Source organism: Glutamicibacter sp. FR1, assembly GCF_047300825.1.
Taxonomy (GTDB): domain Bacteria; phylum Actinomycetota; class Actinomycetes; order Actinomycetales; family Micrococcaceae; genus Glutamicibacter; species Glutamicibacter nicotianae.
This window is the reverse complement of the sequence record NZ_CP178602.1, coordinates 867650-888921: the sequence shown is the minus strand read 5'-3', so window position 1 is coordinate 888921 and position 21272 is coordinate 867650. Positions and strand designations below refer to the sequence as shown.

General features: G+C 61.3%; 20 protein-coding genes. 9 read left to right on the top strand and 11 right to left on the bottom strand.

Annotated elements, in window-relative coordinates:
• Window positions 1-170 precede the first annotated feature (170 nt).
• The 7 genes from hutI to tdh form a co-directional block, all read right to left on the bottom strand.
• A complete protein-coding gene (hutI, locus tag ACLQ8T_RS04210) occupies window positions 171-1370 on the bottom strand; it encodes an imidazolonepropionase (RefSeq protein ID WP_204721093.1) in 1200 nt (399 codons plus the stop codon).
• A 135-nt stretch (window positions 1371-1505) separates the two neighbouring features.
• Window positions 1506-2453: a carbohydrate ABC transporter permease gene (locus ACLQ8T_RS04205; RefSeq protein ID WP_204721091.1), complete on the bottom strand. Its 948-nt coding sequence runs from the start codon at window positions 2451-2453 to the stop codon at window positions 1506-1508.
• Window positions 2450-3589, bottom strand: a complete 1140-nt coding sequence (locus ACLQ8T_RS04200; RefSeq protein WP_413455781.1) for a carbohydrate ABC transporter permease — start codon at window positions 3587-3589, stop codon at window positions 2450-2452. Before ACLQ8T_RS04200 ends, ACLQ8T_RS04205 begins: the two co-directional genes overlap by 4 nt.
• Window positions 3590-3656: 67 nt before the next feature.
• The gene (locus tag ACLQ8T_RS04195; RefSeq protein ID WP_413455780.1) at window positions 3657-5012 is read right to left on the bottom strand and encodes an ABC transporter substrate-binding protein; all 1356 of its coding nucleotides are present in this window, start codon (window positions 5010-5012) and stop codon (window positions 3657-3659) included.
• Between the two features lie 135 nt (window positions 5013-5147).
• Window positions 5148-6164: a LacI family DNA-binding transcriptional regulator gene (locus ACLQ8T_RS04190; protein WP_204721085.1), complete on the bottom strand. Its 1017-nt coding sequence runs from the start codon at window positions 6162-6164 to the stop codon at window positions 5148-5150.
• A gap of 70 nt (window positions 6165-6234) precedes the next feature.
• Window positions 6235-7434 carry a glycine C-acetyltransferase gene (locus tag ACLQ8T_RS04185; protein ID WP_204721083.1) on the bottom strand — a complete coding sequence of 400 codons (1200 nt, stop codon included), beginning with the start codon at window positions 7432-7434 and terminating at the stop codon, window positions 6235-6237.
• A gap of 31 nt (window positions 7435-7465) precedes the next feature.
• Window positions 7466-8518: an L-threonine 3-dehydrogenase gene (gene tdh / locus ACLQ8T_RS04180; protein WP_413455779.1), complete on the bottom strand. Its 1053-nt coding sequence runs from the start codon at window positions 8516-8518 to the stop codon at window positions 7466-7468.
• 135 nt (window positions 8519-8653) lie between these two features.
• On the opposite strand from tdh, the gene ACLQ8T_RS04175 reads away from it, so the two are divergent.
• Window positions 8654-9559 carry a LysR family transcriptional regulator gene (locus tag ACLQ8T_RS04175; RefSeq protein ID WP_413455778.1) on the top strand — a complete coding sequence of 302 codons (906 nt, stop codon included), beginning with the start codon at window positions 8654-8656 and terminating at the stop codon, window positions 9557-9559.
• A gap of 471 nt (window positions 9560-10030) precedes the next feature.
• Window positions 10031-11467 (top strand): IS1380 family transposase, encoded by a 1437-nt coding sequence (locus ACLQ8T_RS04170; RefSeq protein WP_413455087.1) that lies wholly within the window; start codon window positions 10031-10033, stop codon window positions 11465-11467.
• A gap of 732 nt (window positions 11468-12199) precedes the next feature.
• Here the strand turns inward: ACLQ8T_RS04170 and ACLQ8T_RS04165 are convergent.
• The 4 genes from ACLQ8T_RS04165 to ACLQ8T_RS04150 all read right to left on the bottom strand — a co-directional run bounded on the left by ACLQ8T_RS04165 (window position 12200) and on the right by ACLQ8T_RS04150 (window position 14315).
• Window positions 12200-12418, bottom strand: coding sequence for a GDCCVxC domain-containing (seleno)protein (locus ACLQ8T_RS04165; RefSeq protein ID WP_302487517.1), 219 nt, complete (start codon window positions 12416-12418; stop codon window positions 12200-12202).
• Between the two features lie 63 nt (window positions 12419-12481).
• Complete coding sequence (locus ACLQ8T_RS04160; RefSeq protein WP_204721077.1) at window positions 12482-13120, bottom strand: vitamin K epoxide reductase family protein; 639 nt, start codon at window positions 13118-13120, stop codon at window positions 12482-12484.
• Window positions 13121-13150: 30 nt separating this feature from the next.
• Window positions 13151-13840, bottom strand: a complete 690-nt coding sequence (locus tag ACLQ8T_RS04155) for a DsbA family protein (RefSeq protein WP_254590645.1) — start codon at window positions 13838-13840, stop codon at window positions 13151-13153.
• A gap of 142 nt (window positions 13841-13982) precedes the next feature.
• Entirely contained in the window at window positions 13983-14315 is a 333-nt protein-coding gene (locus ACLQ8T_RS04150; protein WP_413455777.1) for an ArsR/SmtB family transcription factor, read from the bottom strand.
• 364 nt (window positions 14316-14679) lie between these two features.
• Between ACLQ8T_RS04150 and ACLQ8T_RS04145 the strand changes: the two genes are divergently transcribed.
• The 7 genes from ACLQ8T_RS04145 to ACLQ8T_RS04115 all read left to right on the top strand — a co-directional run bounded on the left by ACLQ8T_RS04145 (window position 14680) and on the right by ACLQ8T_RS04115 (window position 21218).
• On the top strand, window positions 14680-15876 hold the full coding sequence (locus ACLQ8T_RS04145) for an IS110 family transposase (protein ID WP_413455776.1): 1197 nt from the start codon (window positions 14680-14682) through the stop codon (window positions 15874-15876).
• Window positions 15877-16039: 163 nt separating this feature from the next.
• The gene (locus ACLQ8T_RS04140) at window positions 16040-16423 is read left to right on the top strand and encodes an ArsR/SmtB family transcription factor (protein WP_161448522.1); all 384 of its coding nucleotides are present in this window, start codon (window positions 16040-16042) and stop codon (window positions 16421-16423) included.
• Window positions 16420-18372 (top strand): heavy metal translocating P-type ATPase, encoded by a 1953-nt coding sequence (locus ACLQ8T_RS04135; protein WP_161448524.1) that lies wholly within the window; start codon window positions 16420-16422, stop codon window positions 18370-18372. Before ACLQ8T_RS04140 ends, ACLQ8T_RS04135 begins: the two co-directional genes overlap by 4 nt.
• A complete protein-coding gene (gene lspA, locus ACLQ8T_RS04130; protein WP_161448526.1) occupies window positions 18369-18881 on the top strand; it encodes a signal peptidase II in 513 nt (170 codons plus the stop codon). The genes ACLQ8T_RS04135 and lspA overlap by 4 nt, the downstream gene beginning before the upstream one ends.
• Window positions 18882-18985: 104 nt before the next feature.
• On the top strand, window positions 18986-19585 hold the full coding sequence (locus ACLQ8T_RS04125) for a cadmium resistance transporter (protein WP_204721071.1): 600 nt from the start codon (window positions 18986-18988) through the stop codon (window positions 19583-19585).
• A 212-nt stretch (window positions 19586-19797) separates the two neighbouring features.
• Complete coding sequence (locus ACLQ8T_RS04120; protein ID WP_161448531.1) at window positions 19798-20424, top strand: TlpA family protein disulfide reductase; 627 nt, start codon at window positions 19798-19800, stop codon at window positions 20422-20424.
• Complete coding sequence (locus tag ACLQ8T_RS04115; protein WP_161448532.1) at window positions 20424-21218, top strand: cytochrome c biogenesis CcdA family protein; 795 nt, start codon at window positions 20424-20426, stop codon at window positions 21216-21218. Before ACLQ8T_RS04120 ends, ACLQ8T_RS04115 begins: the two co-directional genes overlap by 1 nt.
• Window positions 21219-21272: the final 54 nt, after the last annotated feature.

Here is a 21272-nt window from a genome sequence, read left to right as displayed (position 1 = left end):
CCCTTCGAAACTCTCGCCGCTACCGGATTGGGCACAAGCTCTGCAACTCCGGAAATCGTTTCCTGAAATCGAACGGTACTTCGTAGCCAACTACATTAAAAATCGAGATGATCGCTCTATCTCACCGGATGGCCGGATCATGTCTCCTTTGGAAGAACAGTTCCAAGGAATCACGTAAGTCGATCAACTAGTTCACCCGCCCGATACACGCTATGGGTCAGGTTCATTCCGGGGCGGTACGCCAGGTGCGCAGCAACCGGCGCGTCAAGCACATGCAGGTCTGCGCGCTTGCCGATCTCGATGGATCCCACCTGATCGGCAACCCCGAGCGCGAGCGCACCTCCGTAGGTTGCCGCCTCGATGGCTTCGGCCAGGGACAGGTTCATCTGGAGCACCGCCGTAGCCACGCAGAAGTTCATGTTGCTCGTGTAGCTGGTCCCCGGATTGCAGTTGCTCGCCAGCGCGATTCGCACGCCTGCATCAAGCAGTTCGCGGCCCGGTGCAAGCGGCTGCCGGGTGGACAGGTCGCAGGCGGGCAAGCAGGTAGCTACCGTGCCCGGCTTGCCCGAACGCGCCGAGGCATCCCAACCGGCCCAGCTGTCGGCGAGCGCCTTGAAGTCCCCTTCATCCAGGTAATTCACGTGGTCTACCGAATGGCTGCCGAATTCTACGGCCAGCTTCACTCCTGGGCCGGGGCCCAACTGGTTTCCATGGACCTTGGTCGCCAGCCCTTTGCGCTGCGCGGCTTCCAGAACCCGGCGCGATTGATCCTCGGTGAATGCGCCGCGTTCGCAGAAGACGTCGACGAAGTCGACGTTGCCTGCCACCGCATCAAGCATCGGTCCGGTGACCAAATCCGTATAGGCCTCGGCAGCCCAACCTGCCGGAACCAGGTGGGCGCCAAGGAAGGTCAGTGAATCCACCAGCGGCTTGCCGAGCACGGAATGCCGGGTCTCTTCTTCCAATGTCAACCCATAGCCGGTCTTGGTTTCCATCCAGGTGGTGCCCATGGCCATGGCTTCACGGCGGCGTTCGCCCACAACGCCGGCCAGCTCTGTGTCGGAGAGTTGCCCGGTGGCCGAGGTGGTGACCGCGATGCCTCCGGCGGCGTAGGTCTGGCCTGCCATGCGGGCCACGAATTCTTCGGCGCGGTCGCCGCCGAAAATCAGATGGCTATGGGAATCAACCCAGCCGGGCAGCACCGCACGACCGCCCAAATCGATCTCGTGCGCCGTTGCTGGCGCCAGCGCCATGTGGCCGACCCATGCAACAATCCCATCTTCGATTAGCACCGCGGCGTCTTCCAGCACGCTGCCTTTCGCGTCAACCGTCGTCAGCTGTCCGATATTGGTAAGCAACAAGGTTGCCATGAGCGCTCCGCCTTCGTGGTAATTCCAATCCTTCAGGCACGAGCCTACCTATGGCTTGCCGCCTGCGGGGCAGAACACAAGGGTGCCCGTCTGAAATTTCAGACGGGCACCCTTGTGCCTTGTTTCAGGGCAGGTTTATCCCTTGGTGGCGCCTGCTAGCAAGCCGCGCACGAAGAACCGCTGCAGCGCGAAGAACACCGCCAGCGGAATGATCATCGAGATGAACGCGCCTGCGGTAAGCAGCTCCCACGATTGGCCATAAGAACCTGAGAGGTCTTGAAGCGCCTTGGTAATCGGAAGTTCCCCACCGGAGGTGAAGACCGTGGCCACCAGCAAGTCATTCCATACCCAGAGGAATTGGAAAATTCCAAACGACGCGATGGCAGGAGTCGCCAGCGGAAGGACGATACGAGTGAATATAGTTCCGTGCCCGGCACCGTCTACTCGTGCAGCTTCAATGACTTCTTCCGGGATTTCCGAAATGAAGTTATGCAGCATGAAGATCGCCAGAGGCAAGGCGAAAATCGTATGGGCAATCCAAACCTTGGCATAGGCGCCGTCGAGCCCATTAACGCCTAGCCCGGGAAGGATATACAACCCACCGATTTTCACGCCATCGGAAAACATCTGCAGCAGTGGAACCAGCGCCATCTGGATCGGGACAATCTGCAATGCAAAGACCAAGATGAATAGAGTGTTGCGCCCTTTGAAATTGATCCAGGCAAAAGCGTAGGCCGCCAAGCTGGCAATGATGATCGGGATGATGGCAGCCGGGATCGTAATGACCAAGGAGTTCAAGAACGCCTTGGACAGCGGCAAGCTGTCGCCCGAGACGAACGCTTGCGCGTAGTTCTCCAGCGTAAATGACGGGTTGGACAGGGCCGTCCACCAACCAGTGGTTTTGATGTCGTTGGCTTCACGGAATGAGGAGACAAAAAGCCCAAATGTCGGGATGGTCCAGATCGCGGCGATAAGGAACGCAGCGGCCGTGGCAATTCGAGACGAACTGGCCTTGCGCAGTTTCCCGCCGGTTTTTTCGGTGGCTTTAAGCAAGCGGCGCGAGGAATCACTGACCGTACTCATCGAGTGCCTCCTTGTTTCTTTTGCTGGCGAACGTTGTAGATGATGATCGGAAGCACCAGGACAAACAGGACTACTGCCAATGCGGAGCTGTAACCGGTGCGGCTGCCCAGCTGGAACTGCCGGACCATTTCGTAGGCCAGAACCGTGGTCTCGGAGCGTCCACCGGTCATGGAGGACACGATGTCATAGACCTTCAGCGAAGCAATGGAAATGGTGGTCAGCACAACGATGACCGATGAGCGGATTCCCGGCAGCGTGACATTCATGAAGCTCTGCCACGGGGTGGTACCGTCCAAGGCAGCTGCTTCAAGCTGTTCAGCAGGGACCGCTTTAATTGCCGCGGACAGAATCACCATGGCGAAGCCAGCTTGGGTCCAGATCAGGATGATGACCAGGAACAGGGTGTTCCATGGTTCCAGTCCTAGCCAGTCCACCGGTTTCGCCCCGAAGGCGGTGATGATTGCGTTCAATACGCCAATTTGTTCGCCTTGCCGCGCATCATAGAAGAATTTGAAGATGATCGACGCGCCAACAAATGAAATTGCCATTGGCATGAAAACGAGCAGCTTGAAGAACTTCTCACCACGGCTCTTGTCGATGAAGGCGGCGTAGGCCAAGCCGATAATCGTTGAAACCACCGGGGCTACCAAGACCCAGACCAGCGTATTGAGCAGGGCGGTCAAGCCATCGGGGCTGGTAAAGACCCAGGCGAAGTTCGCCAGCCCGGCAAATCCGGAGCCGTCGTTGGTCATGAAAGCACTAATTGTTGTTCGGATGGTTGGGTAAATCAGCCCTATTGCCAGCAAGATCATGGCCGGGGCCAGGAATCCTGTTAGCTGAAGAAAAGTGCCGGCCCCCGACCGTGAGCGGCGGTCATAGAAATACACGGCAAGACCGAGAACGGCAGCCACTGCGGCGACCCACATGACCGAGGCATATAGCCCGAGCAATAAGAGTATTACTACAGGAACGAGCACGGAGGCGAGCAAACGAAGAATTGCGAAGCCACGTCCACGGTTCGTAGAAACCTCAACGAACGCAAGTACCAGGCCGATCACCACGGCAAAGGAAAGCAAAATTACCGGTATTTGAAGAAGCGGTGACAAGCCGGCAAGCCACTGGAAAAAATCAGACACGAGTCATATCTCCTTTAAAGCTGGAGAAGGCCGGTTGAACCGGCCTCCCCCACTTATTCACTGGTGACTAAGAGTCGTAACCGGCTTGGATGTTCTCTAGAACTTCCTTGGTGGGCTTCCCATCGATCCAGTCCACAATTCCCTTCCAGAAGGAATCGGCACCGACGCTCTTTGGCATCAGGTCAGATCCGTCGAAACGGAAAGTGGTGCTTGGATCCTGCAGCAGTTCCACCGCAGAGCGCAGCAGATCACTGCTGGCATTTTCTGGATCAAGGCCGGAGTTTGCCGAGATCACGCCACCGAGCTTAACTCGGCTATTGGCCCAGTCTGCACTGGCCAGGTATTCCTGCACCTTCGCAGTGTCTTCGTCGTTCGAGAAGGCCGCGACGAATTCGCCACCGCCGACAACCGAAGTTGGATCACCCTCGTTGAATTGTGGTGCGATGAATGCCCAGACATCTCCGTCAGGAGCTACCGTAGGTGTTTCACCGTCTGCGTTCTCGGCATCAAGGATGAAGCCTTCGAGGAATGAAGCCTGGTGGGTCAGCGGGCAAGTGCCCTTGGCAACTGCGGTGCCGATGTCACCAAACGCGGTGGCATTAATGGACTTTACATCTCCATAGCCTGCGTTGACCTGCTTTGGATCCAGCAAGATCTCGCCAACTGAATCAAATGCGCTGGTGATTTCTGGCGAGGTGAATTCCAGTTCTCCGGACACCCATTTGTCATAGGCTTCGGTGCCCGACTGGCGCAGGACAGCGTCCTCAATCCAGTCAGTGCCTGGCCAACCCGATGCTTCGCCCGAGGCAAATCCTGCACACCAGGCAGGCTCATCGGTCTTCTTGGTAATTTCGGTTCCCAGCGCGGTCATTTCGTCCCAAGTCTTGGGAACGCTGACGCCCCATTCCTCGAACTGCTTGGGCGAATACCAGATGTAGCCCTTGACGCTGGCCATCAGCGGAGCACCATACTGGACGCCGTCCACCTTGCCGTAGTTCTGCCAGTCCTCAGACCAGTTCTTCCCCACTTCAGCTTGGGCGCCTTCAGGAAGTTTCTGCACCTTGCCCGAAGCTACGGTAGCTTCCAGCAAACCTGGCTGAGGGAAGACTGCTAGGTCAGGCGTATCTCCGCCCTGGACCTTGATGCCCAACTGGGATTCGAAGTTCTTGTCGCCGGTGTAGCGGATCTTGATGCCGTTCTCTTCAGACCAGTCGGCCCAGGACTTCTCGAGCAGCTCAGCTTCGGTGCCAGTGATTGGTCCGTAGACATCCACCACGCCGTCGGATTCGGCAACCTGGGTCTCCCCGCCTTGGGCATTGGGATCATTGGGATCTGCTCCCCCGGAGCAACCGGCCAGCAGCAAACCGATTGAGGCCACGGAAAGAGCGGGAACGAGCTTCAACCCACGTTTTGTTTTCTTCATGATGCCTTCCACTTTTGAGTTGTACCCTGCGGGAAGTTCCAGCTTGGCACGAGTGATCCCCTCCATAGTGACGCAGATCATCGACGCGCGTCAACATTTATGAAAGAAGATCGTCCAGAGATTGTCGTGGGATGCTCAGCGCGGAGCCGGGCCGGTGCTGTCGCGGACCGTCATCAGCGGCGCGATAAGCTGCTGCATGGCACCCTGGGAACGGCCTTCGATTTTCTGCACCAGTGCGTCCACCGCCGCATGGGAGACCGCCTCGCCCGGTGGGGCGACCGTGGTCAGTGCCGGGGCTACCATTTCGGCCGAGCGATCGCCGACACCCAATGCAATTACCGAGAGGTCTTCTGGGATGCGCAACGACGCCATGCCAGCGGCGTTGACGAAACCGGCAGTGGCGAATTCCTTGAGCGCCAGCACCGCCGTGGGGCGCGGGTGCAGGTCCCGGTAGGCATCCAACGCCGTCCGTCCGCCGCGCGCGTTGTTTTCCACCGGGACTTCCTGCATCGACATGCCGCGGAGGCGCACGGCTTCAGAGATGGCGCGGGTCGTGCGGATGGCCGGACCGTTACCGGCCTCCTGGTCTTCCACGGAGACGTTGATATACATGATGGATTGGTGGCCGAGATTCGCCAGGTAGTCCACCGCGATGCGCCCGGCCTCGGCGAAATCATTATCGACATAGGACAGGTCGGCATTGTCATCGGGACGGCCAATGGAAGCGAAAGGTATGCCCGCGCGCCGCAGGACATCGAAGCGCGGGTCATTGATCGATACTTCCATCAGCAGCACCCCGGCCACCAGCTTCTGCCCGACCAAGCTTTCCAATCCCATGACATCGGTCATCGGATTGGACCATAAGAGCATGTGGTAGCCCAGCGCGCGGGCACGCTCCATTGCGGCGGTGACGTATTCGAACTCGGTGGAGGAATAGCCGTCCACGCTGGTGGGAAAGTGCAGGGCAAGGATCCCCCGGCGGGATCCGGCCAGGCCCTGGGCAAAGGCATCCGGGGTGTAGTTCAGCTCCCGCATGGCCGCCACGACTCTGGCCTTGGTCGCCTCGGAAATGCTGCGCCGGCCGCTGATCACGTAGGACACGGTACTGGGAGATACACCGGCCAAGCGCGCCACATCATCCCTGGTAGCCATGAGTCCTCCGCCTTTGGTTATGCCAATTCGTCATCCCTATTGAAGCACGCCGCCGGGCCAACCGAGCTGGTCAGCGGCTGGCAACGAAGGCCTGCACGCAAGCCTCGATGTCCTCGGCCGAATGCGCGGCGGAGAGCTGCACGCGGATGCGCGCGGCGCCCTTGGGCACCACCGGGAAGCTGAAGGCGGTCACGAAGACGCCCTGTTCCAGCATCTTGCCTGCCACCTCTGCGGCCTTGACCGCGTCGCCGAACATCACAGGGATGATGGCGTGCTCGCCGTCGAGCAGCTCGAAGCCCTCTTCGGTCATGCGGCGGCGGAAATGCGCGGCGTTCTCGAAGAGCTTCTCCCGCAGGTCCCCGGAATCCACCACGAGGTCCAGCGCCTTGAGGGTTGCGGCGACAATCGACGGGGCCAGCGAGTTGGAGAACAGGTACGGGCGGGCCTTCTGGCGCAGCATCGCGACGATTTCGCCGCGGCCGGAAACATAGCCGCCCGAGGCGCCACCCAGGGCCTTGCCGAAGGTGCCGGTGTAGATGTCCACGCGGTCCGAGACCCCTGCATGCTCGGGGGTGCCGGCGCCGGTGGCGCCCATGAAGCCTACCGCATGGGAATCATCGACCATGACCAGCGCGTTGTACTTGTCGGCCAAATCGCAGATGGCTTCCAGCGGTGCCAGGTAGCCGTCCATGGAGAAGACGCCGTCGGTGACAATGATGGTGCGGCGTGCACCGGCCCCGTCGTTGAGCTGCGCGGCGGCCTGCAGCTGGGTTTCCAGGTCAACCATGTCCTGGTTGGCGTAGCGGAAGCGCGCGGCCTTGGACAGGCGGATGCCGTCGATGATCGAGGCGTGGTTCAGCGCATCGGAGATGATGGCGTCTTCCTTGCCGAACAGCGATTCGAAGACGCCGCCGTTGGCATCGAAGCAGCTGGAGAACAAGATGGTGTCCTCGGTGCCCAGGAACTTGGAGAGCTTGGATTCCAATTCCAGGTGCAGGTCTTGGGTGCCGCAGATGAAGCGGACCGAGGCCATGCCGAAGCCGCGCTCATCCATGGCATTCTTGGCCGCATCGATGATCTGCTGGTTGTCAGCTAGGCCAAGGTAATTGTTGGCGCAGAAATTCAGGACCTTGCGCGCATCGTCACCCAGCGAGCCGGCCAGGATGGACGCGGACTGGGCCGAGTCGATGTGGCGTTCTGCCTTGAACAGGCCGGAGGACTTCAGCTCGTCCAGTTCGGCGGCAAGCTGGTCTTTAAGATCCGTGTACATTGCAAATACTCCTTGTTGATCCGGGAAATTCTTAGCCTGGGAAAACGGTCCAGTCGAGCACGACCTTGCCGCCGTGGCCGCTGCGGGCCGTTTCAAAGCCCTGCTGCCACTCGGTAGCTGGAAGGAAGTCGGTGACCACCGAGGAAATGCGTTCGCGCATGACCTCTGAAGAGGTCAGCATGGCGCTCATGGCGTACCAAGTCTCGAACATTTCGCGGCCATAGATGCCCTTCAGGGTGAGCATGTGGGTGACGACCTTGCCCCAATTGATGTCAATTGAGGCGCTTGGCAGGCCCAGCATGCAGATCTTGCCGCCATGGTTCATGTTCTCGATCATTTCCGGCAGGGCAGTCTTGTGGCCGGACATTTCCATGCCGTAGTCGAAGCCTTCAACCATGCCCAGCTTCTGCTGGGCTTCCTTGATACGCGTGTCCGCTACATTCACGGCCAGGTCGATGCCCATGGTCTTTGCCAGTTCCAAGCGCTGCTCGGAAACATCGGTGATGGCGATGTTGCGTGCACCTACGTGGCGGGCCACTGCCGCGGCCATCAGGCCGATAGGGCCAGCACCGGTAATCAGCACGTCTTCGCCAACCATGGGGAACTGCAGTGCGGTGTGCACGGCATTGCCGAACGGATCGAAGATCGCGCCGAGCAGCGGGGTGATACGCTCATCGCGGTGGATGTAGACATTGCTTTCGGGAATGACGACGAATTCTGCGAAGGCGCCGTCGCGCTGCACGCCGACCGAGTCGACATTGATGCACATCTGCTTGCGTCCGGCGCGGCAGTTGCGGCACAGGCCGCACACGACGTGGCCTTCACCGGAAACACGGTCGCCAACCTTGACCCCGTGCACGAAATCGCCGATTTCCACGACTTCGCCGTAGAACTCATGGCCCGGAACCAGCGGGGTGTTGATCATGGCCTTGGCGGCGTCGTCGAAGGCTTCGATATGCAGATCGGTGCCGCAGATACCCGCGGTCATGACACGGATCTTGACCTCGTGGGCACTAGTCTCCGGTTCTGGACGATCTACGAGTTCGAGTCCTGCATGTGGACCGGACTTGTACAGTGCTTTCATGCTGGTTCCTTAGGATCGGGCACTTGGATGCGCGCACGGCAGACTTGGGGTTGCTTCAAGTGTCGCACCCGACAGCACGGGACAACACCTTAGAAGATCACTGATTTACTGATCCAACGATTTAGTATTTACTTCATGGAATTACATCAGTTGAGGATTCTGCGTGAACTCGCGGATTTGGGCAGCGTCAACGCCGTGGCGAAGGCCCTTTTTGTCTCGCCCTCGGCGGTCTCGCAGCATTTGGCGCAACTGCAACGCAATTTCCCTGTGCCACTGACACAGAAGGACGGACGCAGGCTGGTCCTGACCACCGAGGGAAAACTGTTGGCCTCGGCCGCGGCGTCAGTCGCTTCGACCCTGGCCGAGGTGTCGGCGAGGATCCGCACCCAGAATCAAGAGCGGGACACACCCATTCGCATCGCGGGATTCCATTCCATTGGGCAGACCATTTTCGCCCCGTTGCTAACCTACCCGGAAGGCCAATTGCCCCCGCTGCGCTTTTCCGACGAAGATGTCTCGCAGCAGGATTTTCCGGCGCTGACCTCGACGTACGATTTGGTGCTGGCGCACCGGATGCCGCACACGGCCCCATGGCCCGAAGACCGAATCAGTGTTATACCTCTGGCTTTCGAACCGCTGGACGTGGCGATCCACCGAGATCATCTACTGGCCAAATTCGAGGAGCTCTCCCCCGAGCAGGTGATTGACGAGCCCTGGGTCGTTTCCCGCTCAGGATTCTCACCGGCCGACGTTCTGGAAACCATCGCCGCACTAGCCGGTAAAGCCCCGCGGATCGAGCACCGGGTCAACGATTACGCCACCGCCGGCGCCTTGGTTGAAGCCAGTGGTTGCCTAGGAATCCTCCCGCGCTTCACTGCACGAAAGACTTTGGATGAAACGGTGACTTTACGACCAATCAAGGGATTGAATTCAGGGAGACAAATCGACCTTTTATTGAGAGCCGAACACTTGCATCGAATTACCATCATTGATGTCATCGAAGCGATCAGGAGCACCGTGAAACGCTTGGTCATCAACTGATTCAGCACCTCGGGCAACACGGTTCCAACTGTTCCCAATTCGCGGCTACCAAGCTCGCTTGATCGCGCAACACGCGCTCTCTCCGACTGCTGCACCTTGAACAGCAAAGCTCTCGCTCAGCAGGCCTTGCATCAATTTTGTTCTAGACCGTGCGGCTGACGGTCTCCGGCTCCGTACCGACGGCCTCCCTTGGAATTCAGGTTCTGCAAGCCGGCCAGTTCGCTGCTTCGTTTCACTTTCCAAGCCCTGCGAAGGCAAGTGGCTGGCTACTCTGGCAGTGAATTGCCGAACAATCGGAACCCTCTTTAATCTATTTCGTTCATAGCCTCGGCTGTTGGCATATACCGGCTAGCCCGGGTGTTTCATGATGGGCCACGTCATTAACTGTCATTAAAGACGAAAGAGTGATCTGAACTGGGAAAATAAAGGTGTCTAAGCCAAAATTCCATGAGTTCAAGGATCACTCTTTCAATGAACAATCATACCGGCCTTTACCCCCAGCTCCCAACCATGACCACCTCCCAGAATCTGGTGTCCCACGCAGGACTGTCCACGCTGACCGGCCTGCTCAACACCCTCGGGTTCCGTCAACTGGCCGAGGACCGGCTCAGCCAGTTCGTCCCCGCCACCGCGACCCACCGGCCAGGGAAGATGATCAGCGACCTGGTGTTGATGCTCGCCTCTGGCGGGGAACACGTGACCGATACCGATCAGCTACGCACCACTCCAGGCGTGTTCGGGCAGGTTGCCTCCGAGGCGACGTTCAGCCGCTTCTTCACCCGCCTCGCCGAGCATCCCGGCGCGTTCGACTACGCCTTCGCGACCATGCAAAGGGAGGTTCGCTCCCGGCTCTGGGCTGCCGCAGGAAAGCGTAGCCCCGCCGTCCGGGCGACCCGCACCCATCCTCTTATTGTGGATATTGATGCGTCGTTGGTGCATGTGCACTCGGATAAGGAAGGTGCCAAGGGCACTTATAAGCGCGGGTACGGCTTCGCTCCGATGATCGCCATGGCCGATTACGGCCAGGGCCACGGCACTGGCGAGGTGCTGGCGGTGAGGATGCGCCCCGGCAATAAGGGAGCCAACAGCGCGGCGGACCATATCAGCATCCTCACCGAGGCGCTGGCTCAGCTGCCCGATGATTTCTATGACCAAAACGGGTGTCTGATCGGTGAGAAGATTCTGGTCCGCACCGATAGTGCTGGTGCGTCCCGCGAGTTTTTGCACCACCTGGATGCCCTGGGTTTGCAGTTCTCCACTTCGTACGCGCTGCCGGTGGTCAATGAGCGGTTCATCGGGTGGATCAATGAGAAGAAGTATTGGGAGCCGGCGCTGACCGCCACCGGCGAGCAGCGTGAGGATGCGTGGGTGATCGACGCGACCAAGATCTTGGGGTTGAGGGATTATCCGCCGGGCACCAGGATCTATTTGCGGGCCGAGCCCCTGCATCCCGGGGCGAAGGCCAGCTTATTCGACACGGACGGGAATCGGGTGACTGCGTTTTTGACCAATGCTCCGCGGTTTGATCCGGCGTTCCTGGACGTGCGGCATCGGGCGCGGGGCCGTTGCGAGAATCGGATCAAGTCGCTGAAGGCTGCCGGGTTGGGCAAGCTGCCGTTCTTCGCGTTCGGTGCGAACCAGGCCTGGGCGAACCTGGCGATGTTCGCCTTGAACCTGGTGATATGGCTGCAACTGGCCGTGCTGCCAGCCGAGCACATAGCTGGGTGCTGGGACTTGAAGAGGTGGCGGTACCGCGTCTGGTCGCTGGCGGGGAAGCTGGTCACCGGCAGCCGCCAGCCGCGGCTCCTGGTCAACCAGGACGCGCCGGAAGCGGGGTTGGTGCTGCTGTTGCAGGAGCGGATCAGCCTGTTGGCTGGTCAGTGGCGGAATGGGCACTTGGCGGCCTGAGCCGCTGGTTCCTGGTTCTTGATTCCTTCAACAGCAATGCTTTTCGGCGGGTGGTGGCCGGCACGTGCGCCAGTGGTTGGCGCTCTTCGTCGTGCCCAGGAATGGGGAAACCCACCAGTGCGTGGCTTAGGCCGTGCGTTGGTGGGTTTCCGGGCCGTCATGAAAAAGTTGGGCTAGTCGACCGTCGGCAATGCAACTTCCAAACAGTGGAAACAGGCAACAGCCTGGCGGGCGTTTTCATCAGGACCGGGGCTTCAGGCCAAATGACCAGAGGGCTAGTCTCCGTAAAAGAGAGTGTCCAAGAATCAACATTTCCCACGAATAGCGCACGAGCGCCAGCGCACGATCGAGCAACAACAGAAGTTTCCTTCCCCAGAACCGATGTGGCGCCTTTCGCTCATTTCCCATGTCCCGCATAAGGCACCTTCACCGGGCATTTTCTCGGGCGGGGTATATGGGAATCTGAAATGTTTGAAAACTCGGAGTTTCAAAAATTAGCCCAGTCAAGAACACGTATGTCCCGTATGACGACCGGCTTACGGGACGGTTCCCAGCGATACGACTTTGAGTTTCAGCTCAATGCAGGATTCTTGAAAATGAACAGCATAAATGCCGAGAGGATGAAGTTCACAACCCCTACTGAATCGTCTTGCCCACGGAAAAGCTGTAAATTTTCTCTGGACCACGAAAGTAGTCTGTCACTTGATCTGAGAGTTTTCACGGGTAACGTCTTCAAGCCTCGTTTGCCGCAGCCCCCCGTTCCTGCTGTTTGGGTGGGCAGAGAACCGTCCCATAGGAGCAGAAAACGCAGCAGTCCCCCACCTCTGGGCGCAGACGTTCCCCGCAGCCGGGGCATACCCAGAAAAACTGGCATGCGTCGGTCGGCATCTGAACGGCAGTGGCTACGCCGCACGACGGGCACGACACAACGGAGTTTAATTCGACGGACATCTCTTGACTCTCCATGGGTCGGTAGAAAATGCGGTTGACGGCCCCTGTTGCTTGGGTGACCGGTCAGCCGACGAAAGCGGGAAGGAATCGCAGAAAGACCGACCCTGCGACCAAGACGTAGACGATGGCCACGAGCGTTCCCGCCCACTCGGCCGCGAACCTGACCACGGCCCGGGGCGCGGGAATGACGCCGTGTACGAGGTTGCGGACCGTGAGCAAGATAAACAAGGGGATCATCGCCGCCCACACCACCATGCAGTACAAGCACAGGATGTAGATCTCAAAGAGGGCCTGGCTCCAAAGCCAGATGACGAACACCATTCCCAGGCTCACCCCGGCTTGTAGCCCGGTCCAGTACCAGCGCCCGGGGGCGGCTCCGGAGAGCACCATCATGGCGGTGGCCAGGATAAGGGCGAAGGCGACGATGCCGATCAACGGGTTGGGGAAGCCGAAGAGTTCCGACTGCCAGGTTCCCATGACCCGCCCGCAGGAAACCCAGGGGTTCACGTCGCAGCTGGTGATGTGGCCCGGGTTCTCATACAGGGCCAGGCGTTCTAGGACGAGGATGGCCGAGGCAACCCAGGCCACGGCCCCGGTGACCAGCAGCACGAGGCCGAACGTGCGCGGGCGGGCGAAGTGGGGCACCCGGATCGCCGGGTCCCGGGGGCCGGCTACGGGATCAGCGGTGGCCGGTGTGCTCATGGCGTCTTTCCTTGGCATGGAGGCAGCGGATCAGTTGGCGGCCGTCGCTGCGACGGCGGCCCTGAACTCATCCAGGCTCTGCACCGTGAGCATCTTTCCGTCGAGGAAGAATGTCGGGGTTCCGGTGACGCCCAGGGCCTTGCCGTCGTTGACGTCGAGCTTCACGCGTTCCTCGGTGGCGGGGTTGGCGACGGCGGCGTCGTAGGCGGCCATGTCCAGTCCCAGGTCTTCGGCATAGGTGCGGAACAGGGCGCTCTTGTTGTCGGCGGATTCGCCCCATTGGGCCTGGGTGTCGAACATCTTCTTGTACATCTCCTCGTAGGCGTCCTGCTGCGCCGCGGACTCCACGGCCACGGCGGCGTTCATGGAATTCAGGTGTCCGGGCAGCGGGAAGTACCGCTGGACGAACGTGACGTTCTCCGAGTACTCGGCGCGCAGCTCCTCGACGAACGGGTAGGCCGCACCGCAGGCCTCGCACTCGAAGTCCAGGAACTCCACCAGGACCGCCTTCTCATCCGGCGCCTGCGAAAGCACCCGACTGTTCTCCCGCACGACCTGTTGTTGGGCGGCGTCGGTGGCTTGGGGGGAAGCGGCCTTGGAGTTTCCCTGGGTAATGACGTAGCCGATGACGCCCGCGACAATGGCGGTCGCCAGCAGGATCCAGACCACGATCTTGGGCTTCTTCGGGGAGCGGGTGCTGGGAGGGATGGGGGTGCTCACGTGGTGTTCCGTTCTGTAGTCGGCATGCAACAGGGCAGGCCGGACGGGTGGGGAGTTTGGGGTGGGATGGTCGCAGCCGGGCGCGGATCTTCCATGCAGCGCGGCAAGGGGGAATGCAGTTCCCTGATGATCGGCGGTCCCATTACCGGCAGGTGCATCCTTCGGGGGTGCAGCAATCCGGGTCTACGGTGAGGACGAGTTCCAGCAGATCCCCCAAGGCCGATCCGAGCCGTGGGTCGGCCAACCGGTACCAGGTGTTGCGGCCCTCCGGCTGGACCGCCACCAGTCCGCATCCGCGCAGGCAGGTGAGTTGGTTCGACATCGACTGCCGGGAGACGCCCAGCTCTGTGGCCAGGTCAGAGGGCCTCGCGGGGGCGTCACGCAGGGCCAACAGGATCCGGGTGCGGATCCCGTCTGACAAGGCGTGCCCCAACTGCGTCAAGGCCGAGGTATGCGTGGGGGTTGCGCTTTTCATCAAACACCATGGTACATGATCCAATGTATAGTGATCCATTTCCGGGGTCGCTTGAAAGGCACTTCACTGGGCATATAGCATTCGGCCCAACTATGCCGAATGCCTTCACCCGTTATGTTGTTGACAGCTCCTAAACACCGAGGAACATAGGAGCTGTCGGCCGACCAATCTCGGCATGGTGTCCTGCCCCTGTCCAACCAATGATCCGGGGGGTGTTGCCACCGAGGTTGGGAGGGCAGCGTGGTGATTGCTGATTAGGGGCGCGGCGCCAAGAAATTGGACGCCTGTCATAACGTGGATGTAAGACTTCGCTACCGAGGGTTGGTCGACCTTGAACAGAAACTAGTTCAAAGGAGCACTAGCCATGATCACCACGGACATCGATATCTTCCTCGGAGTCGACGTAGGGAAAACCGACCACTGGGCCTGTGCCGTCACCAAGGACGGCACCAAAGTCTGGAACAAGACCCTGCCCAACGACGAAGCCAAACTGACTAAGGTCTACCAAGAGCTCAGTGCCAAAGGCACCGTGCTGGTCGTCGTGGACCAGCCAGCCACCATCGGCGCCCTGGCCGTCGCGGTTGCTCAGCACCTTGGTATTCCTGTGGCCTACCTGCCCGGACTTTCGATGCGGCGTATCGCAGACATGTATCCCGGCACAGCGAAAACCGATGAGAAAGACACTTTCATTATCGCGGATGCGGCGCGCACCATGCCGCACACGCTGCGCAGCATCCAGGTTTCGGACGAGGATGAAGCCACTTTGGGCATGCTCACCGGATTTGATCTTGATTTAGCCCGGCAGATCACCCAAACCAGCAACAGGATCCGCGGTCTCTTCACCCAAATCCACCCGCCACTAGAACGTGTCCTTGGTCCATGGCTGGAACACGACGCGGTGCTGGAAGTCCTCGCGGCCTGGCCCACCCCAGCCGCGCTGAGGCATGCCGGCAAAGCCAGGATCGATGCGAAGCTGAAGAAATACGGAGCTCGCCGGCACACCGCCTGGGCTTCAACCGTCATCGACGCCTTGGATGAACAGAGCGTCATCGTGGTCGGCACCGACGCCGCAGGCTTGGTCATCCCTCACCTAGCACGACAAATGATTTCCTTGCACGCACAGCGAGCTGATGTTGCTGCACATCTTGAAACCATGGTGGAGGCCCACCCTCTTTACCCGGTCCTGACTTCCATGCCCGGGGTCGCTGTCAGGACCGCCGCGATCATCATCGCCGAGATCTCCGGCAAGACCTTCACCAGCGCCGCAGCGTTGTCTTCCTACGCTGGTTTGGCACCGACCACGCGTCAGTCAGGGACTTCGATCAAGTCTGAGCGAGTCAGTCATTCAGGCAATAAACGATTGAAACGTGCGCTCTTCCTTTCGGCGTTCGCGTCCATCCGTTTCGATCCAGCCAGCCGGGAATATTACGACCGGAAACGAGCTCAAGGTAAACGCCATAACCAGGCGCTCATCGCGTTGGCGCACCGTCGACTGACGGTCCTGTTTGCGATGATCCGGGATGGCTCACTCTATGATGTTCCGGAACTGAAAATCGCTTGACTTTATACATAGGGGCACCCCCGGGCAATTGCCTTGCAGGGCTGGCGGCGACTGCGCTATCTCGATCCCCGACGCTCCTGGCAATAGAGGTCAGGGGCGCGCTCTGGAGCCTCCACTGCGTGCATCAAACTCCACATATCGTAATTTACGATATGATCGATACATGACGATTGAATATAGAGGTGAGGACGGCTGCAAGGGGCTTGACCCGGCAGCCGCCCTGTTCCATTCCCTGGGCGATCCAGCCCGTCTCGCCATCGTCAAGCGGATGGCGCATGGCGAGGTGAGGGTCAGCCAGCTAACCCATGAGCTGGGGCTGGCCCAATCGACGGTGTCCACGCACGTGGCCTGCCTGCGGGACTGCGGACTCGTTGAGGGCCGCGCAGAGGGCCGCAGTGTTCACTACTCGCTGACGCGGCCCGAGCTCATGGACATGCTGGCCCAGGCCGAAGTTCTTCTCGCCGCAACCGGCAACGCGGTGAGCCTGTGCCCAACCTATGGCACCGCCGCCAGAGAAAACGACATCGCGAAGGAGAATGCCCGATGAGCGACGCCTGTGGTTGCAGCGACGAAACGACGCCCACCGACGGAACTGGCGAAGCGGAAGCGGAGGGCTTCTGGCAGGTGAGAGAGGTGCGAGCCGCCGCCGTGTCCGGGGTGCTGCTGCTGGCAGGCTGGATCATTTCCCTGGTCGGGGGCCCGCAGTGGTTGACCTTGCCGCTGGAAATCATCGCGCTGCTGGTCGCGGCCTGGACTTTCGTTCCCTCCACGCTGCGACGCTTGGCCAAGGGCAAGATCGGCGTCGGCACGCTGATGACGATCGCCGCGGTGGGCGCGGTGCTGCTGGGACAGATAGAGGAAGCGGCGATGCTCGCCTTCCTCTATGCCATCTCCGAAGGCCTGGAGGAATATTCCCTCGCCAAGACCCGGCGGGGTCTGCGCGCCCTGTTGGACCTCGTCCCGGCCGAGGCAACGGTGCTGCGCCACGGCGCGCAGCTCACCGTATCCCCGGCAGAACTCGTCCCCGGGGATCGGATGGTCGTGCGCCCGGGGGAACGGCTCGCCACGGATGGCAGGATCGTCACCGGGCGCACCTCCCTGGACACCTCGGCGTTGACCGGCGAATCGGTGCCGGTCGAAGCCGGTCCGGGAACCGAGGTTTGGGCCGGTTCCATCAATGGCACCGGCCCGCTGGAGGTCGAGGTCACCAGCACCGCGGAGAACAACTCGCTGGCGCGCATCGTGCACATCGTGGAGGCCGAACAGTCCCGCAAGGGCCCCGGCCAGCGCCTGGCCGACTCCATCGCCAAAAGACTGGTCCCGGGTATCCTCATCGTCGCGGGCCTGATCATCGTCTTCGGGTTCATCGTGGGGGAACCGGTGCTCTGGTTCGAACGCGCCCTGGTGGTGCTGGTCGCCGCCTCGCCCTGCGCGTTGGCGATCTCCGTGCCCGTCACCGTCGTGGCCTCCGTCGGTGCGGCCAGCCGCATTGGCGTGCTGATCAAGGGCGGCGGCGCGCTTGAAACCCTGGGCAGGATCCGCACCATCGCCTTGGACAAGACCGGCACGCTCACCCGCAACCAACCGGCCGTCATCGACGTCGCCACGGCCGGCTCGGCGACCCGGGCGCAGGTGCTGGCGCTGGCCGCCGGACTCGAAGAACGCAGCGAGCACCCGCTGGCGCGCGCCATCCTCGCCGCGACCCCGGACCGGGCCAACGTCACCGACGTGGACACGGTCCCCGGAGCCGGACTGGAAGGCCTGCTCAAGGGCCAAAGGGTGCGCCTGGGCCGCCCGGGGTGGATCGAACCTGGTGAACTGGCCGCTGATGTGGAGCGCATGCAACGGGCCGGTGCCACGGCGGTGCTGATTGAACAGGACGGCCAGGTAGTGGGAGCCGTGGCGGTCCGCGACGAGCTTCGCCCCGAAGCCCGCGAAGTCATCGCCCGGCTTACCCGGTCCGGCTACACGACAGTGATGCTCACCGGCGACAACACCATCACCGCCAACGCCCTGGGGAAGGACGCCGGCATCACCGAGGTCCACGCCGATCTGCGCCCCGAGGACAAGGCGGACATCATCCGCCGGCTCAAGGCGAACCGGCCCACCGCTATGGTCGGTGACGGCGTCAACGACGCCCCTGCCCTGGCCACGGCCGACACCGGCATCGCCATGGGTGCCATGGGCACCGACGTCGCCATCGAGACCGCCGATGTCGCACTGATGGGCGAGGACCTGAACCACCTGCCCCAGGTGCTGGACCACGCCCGGCGGACCCGCCGCATCATGCTGCAAAACGTCGGGCTGTCCCTGCTGTTGATCGCCCTCCTGATCCCGCTTGCCTTGTTCGGGATCCTCGGGTTGGCTGCCGTGGTCCTGATCCACGAGCTGGCCGAGATCCTTGTCATCGCCAACGGCGTGCGTGCCGGACGGATAGCACGGAAAAACCAGCTTGACGCCCGGCAGCCCGGCCCCGTGTTGGAGCCTGCGGCATGAGCGCGGCAGCCGAGCGGACCACAGGAGGGCGGTCCGGCCACTTCCGGTCCCGGTCCCGGACCGTGATGCTGGGCGGGGCGGCGTTGCTCGCCGCCACCGACCTTGTCTCGAAGTGGGTGGCGGAGAGAAACCTGACCGTGGGCGAGTCCCTGGGCCTGGGGCCGCTGGACATCAGGCTGTTTTACAACACCGGGGTGGCCTTCAGCCTCGGCGCATCCCTCCCGCCCTGGACAGTCGCGGCCGCGACCGGGCTGATTATCGCGGCCCTGTCCTGGTTCCTGCTGGCCTCCGAACCGGTCATGACCGGGCTCTCCCGCACGGGCGCGGCCCTGTTGCTCGGCGGCGCACTGGGGAACTTCATTGACCGGCTGGACGGGCGCGGGGTCGTGGACTTCCTGCACAGCGGATGGTTCCCCACCTTCAACCTCGCAGACGTCCTTGTCACCGCGGGTGCCGCCTTGATGGTCCTCGGGGCGTTCAGGCGCCAACCGGAAGAAAATCCCGGATAGTCCGTCCGACTCGCCCTGCCGCAATCCGGCGCAGCGCGGACAAAATACCGGTGGCGCCACCGGAGCCAGGCGGCGCCACCGATCCCCCACCCTGAAAGGACACCATGGATCTCATCCCCTCCATCCTGCAGGCCATCGGCCTGTTCATGGCCACCAACATCGACGACATCATCGTGCTCTCATTGTTCTTCGCCCGCGGTGCCGGACAGCGCGGGACAACGGCCCGGATCCTGGCGGGCCAGTATCTCGGCTTTGGCGGAATCCTCGCTACGGCCGTCCTCGTGGCGCTAGGCGCGGGGGTATTCCTCCCTCCCCAGGCGATCCCCTACTTCGGCCTCATCCCCCTGTTCCTCGGCCTGTGGGCGGCATGGCGAGCCTGGCGGGCAGCCGACGACGACGATGATGCCAAAGTCGCTGGCAAGAACGTGGGGGTATTGACTGTCGCGGCTGTCACCTTCGCCAACGGCGGGGACAACATCGGGGTCTATGTTCCGGTTTTCCTCAGCGTGGGACCGACCGCCGTGGTGGCATACTGCATCGCCTTCCTCGCACTGGTTGCAGTTCTCGTGGTGCTGGCCAAGTTCATTGCCACGCGCCGGCCGATTGCCGAGGTCCTGGAACGCTGGGAGCACGTCCTGTTCCCGATCGTCCTCATCGGCCTCGGGGTGTTCATCCTCGTCGAGGGAGGGGCCTTTGGACTCTAACAAGTCCACCTCCGGCAAGAACAGGGCCGGCACGCTTTCGTCACCGCAATCCCCGAACCCCGAAACCGAACTGGAACAGATTACCAAATAACCCCAGCAATCCACGGTGGGGACGGTGCCGGTAACACCGGAACCCGCCTCGCAGTCCGCAATGTATATACCCAGCGTGGACCTCTTGGCCAACGCTGCGAACATCCCAGGAGCTAGAAATCATGACCGATCCCCTTCCGTCCCCCTTGAAGCATGCGGGACGCCGCACCTTCCTGCGAGTCGCTGCCCTGGCCGCCGCCGCACTGCCCTTGGCCGCATGCTCCGGTGGCGAGGACTCCCTGGCCAAGCAGGCGCGGGAGGGAAACAACAAGAACTACATAGCCGGCGATGGCTCGGTGGAGGAATACGGTCCGGAATCCCGCACCGCACCGGTCAAGATCAGCGCGGTGGCCTACGACGGAACCACCATTGATTCGGCCACCTGGGTGGGCCAGGCAACGGTGCTGAACTTCTGGTACGCGGCATGTGCACCGTGCCGCATTGAGGCCCCGCACTTGGTGGAACTCAGCAGCGAATATGAGGGCAAGGTCGAGTTCATTGGCATCAATGTGCGCGACGAAAAGGAGGCCGCCGAGGCGTTCGAGCGCACCTTCGGCATCACCTACCCCTCGGTGCAGGACACCCAGGGCGCGATCCAGCTGGCCATGACCCAGTACGTTCCGTTGCAAGCGGTGCCCACCACCCTGGTGCTGGATAGGCAGGGCAGGGTCGCGGCACGCATTCTGGGTGCTGCAGAAAAAAGTACGCTCAAGGCCCTGATCGATACCGCCCTCACCGAGGCCCTGTGATGCTTTCATCGCTCGTTGCTTCCCTCGCAATTCCTGCACAGGGGGGCAACCAGTTTGCAGAGATTGTGCAGGACGGTTCGCTGATCCTCGCGGTCCCCGTGGCCATCCTTGCGGGACTGGTCTCCTTCCTGTCCCCGTGCGTGCTGCCCTTGGTGCCTGGCTACCTGGGTTACGTCACCGGCCTGTCCGGCGCCGACCTCGCCGAACAGAAGCGTGGTCGCATGGTCGCGGGCATTGGGCTGTTCATCCTCGGTTTCACTGCCGTCTTTGTCCTGGCGGGCGTGGTCTTTTCACAGATCGCCGTCTGGATGAGATTCGAAGGTTCTTGGGTCACCCAACTCCTGGGCGTGCTGGTGATCCTCATGGGAGTGGTGTTCATGGGCGGTTTCTCGTTCATGCAACGCGATGCGAAGATCCACCGCAAACCGCCCGCAGGACTCTGGGGTGCCCCGGTTCTCGGTGTCACCTTCGGCCTGGGCTGGGCACCGTGCATTGGGCCCACGCTGGCGGCAGTCCTGGCGATGAGCACAGGCATTGATCCCAACCCCGCCAAGGGCGCCTTGTTGACGTTCTTCTACTGCATGGGCTTGGGCCTGCCGTTTGTTTTCATCGCACTTGGTCTGCGCCGCGGAATGGGCACCATGAAGTTCTTCCGCCGGCACCAGCTGGCGATCATGCGCTTCGGCGGCGGCATGTTAATACTGCTGGGACTCCTGATGGCCACCGGCCTGTGGGGTTCGTGGGTCACGCAATTGCAGGACTGGTTCACCAACGAGGTCAGGTTGCCCATCTAACCCAACTTTTTCATGACGGCCCGGAAACCCACCAACGCACGGCCTAAGCCACGC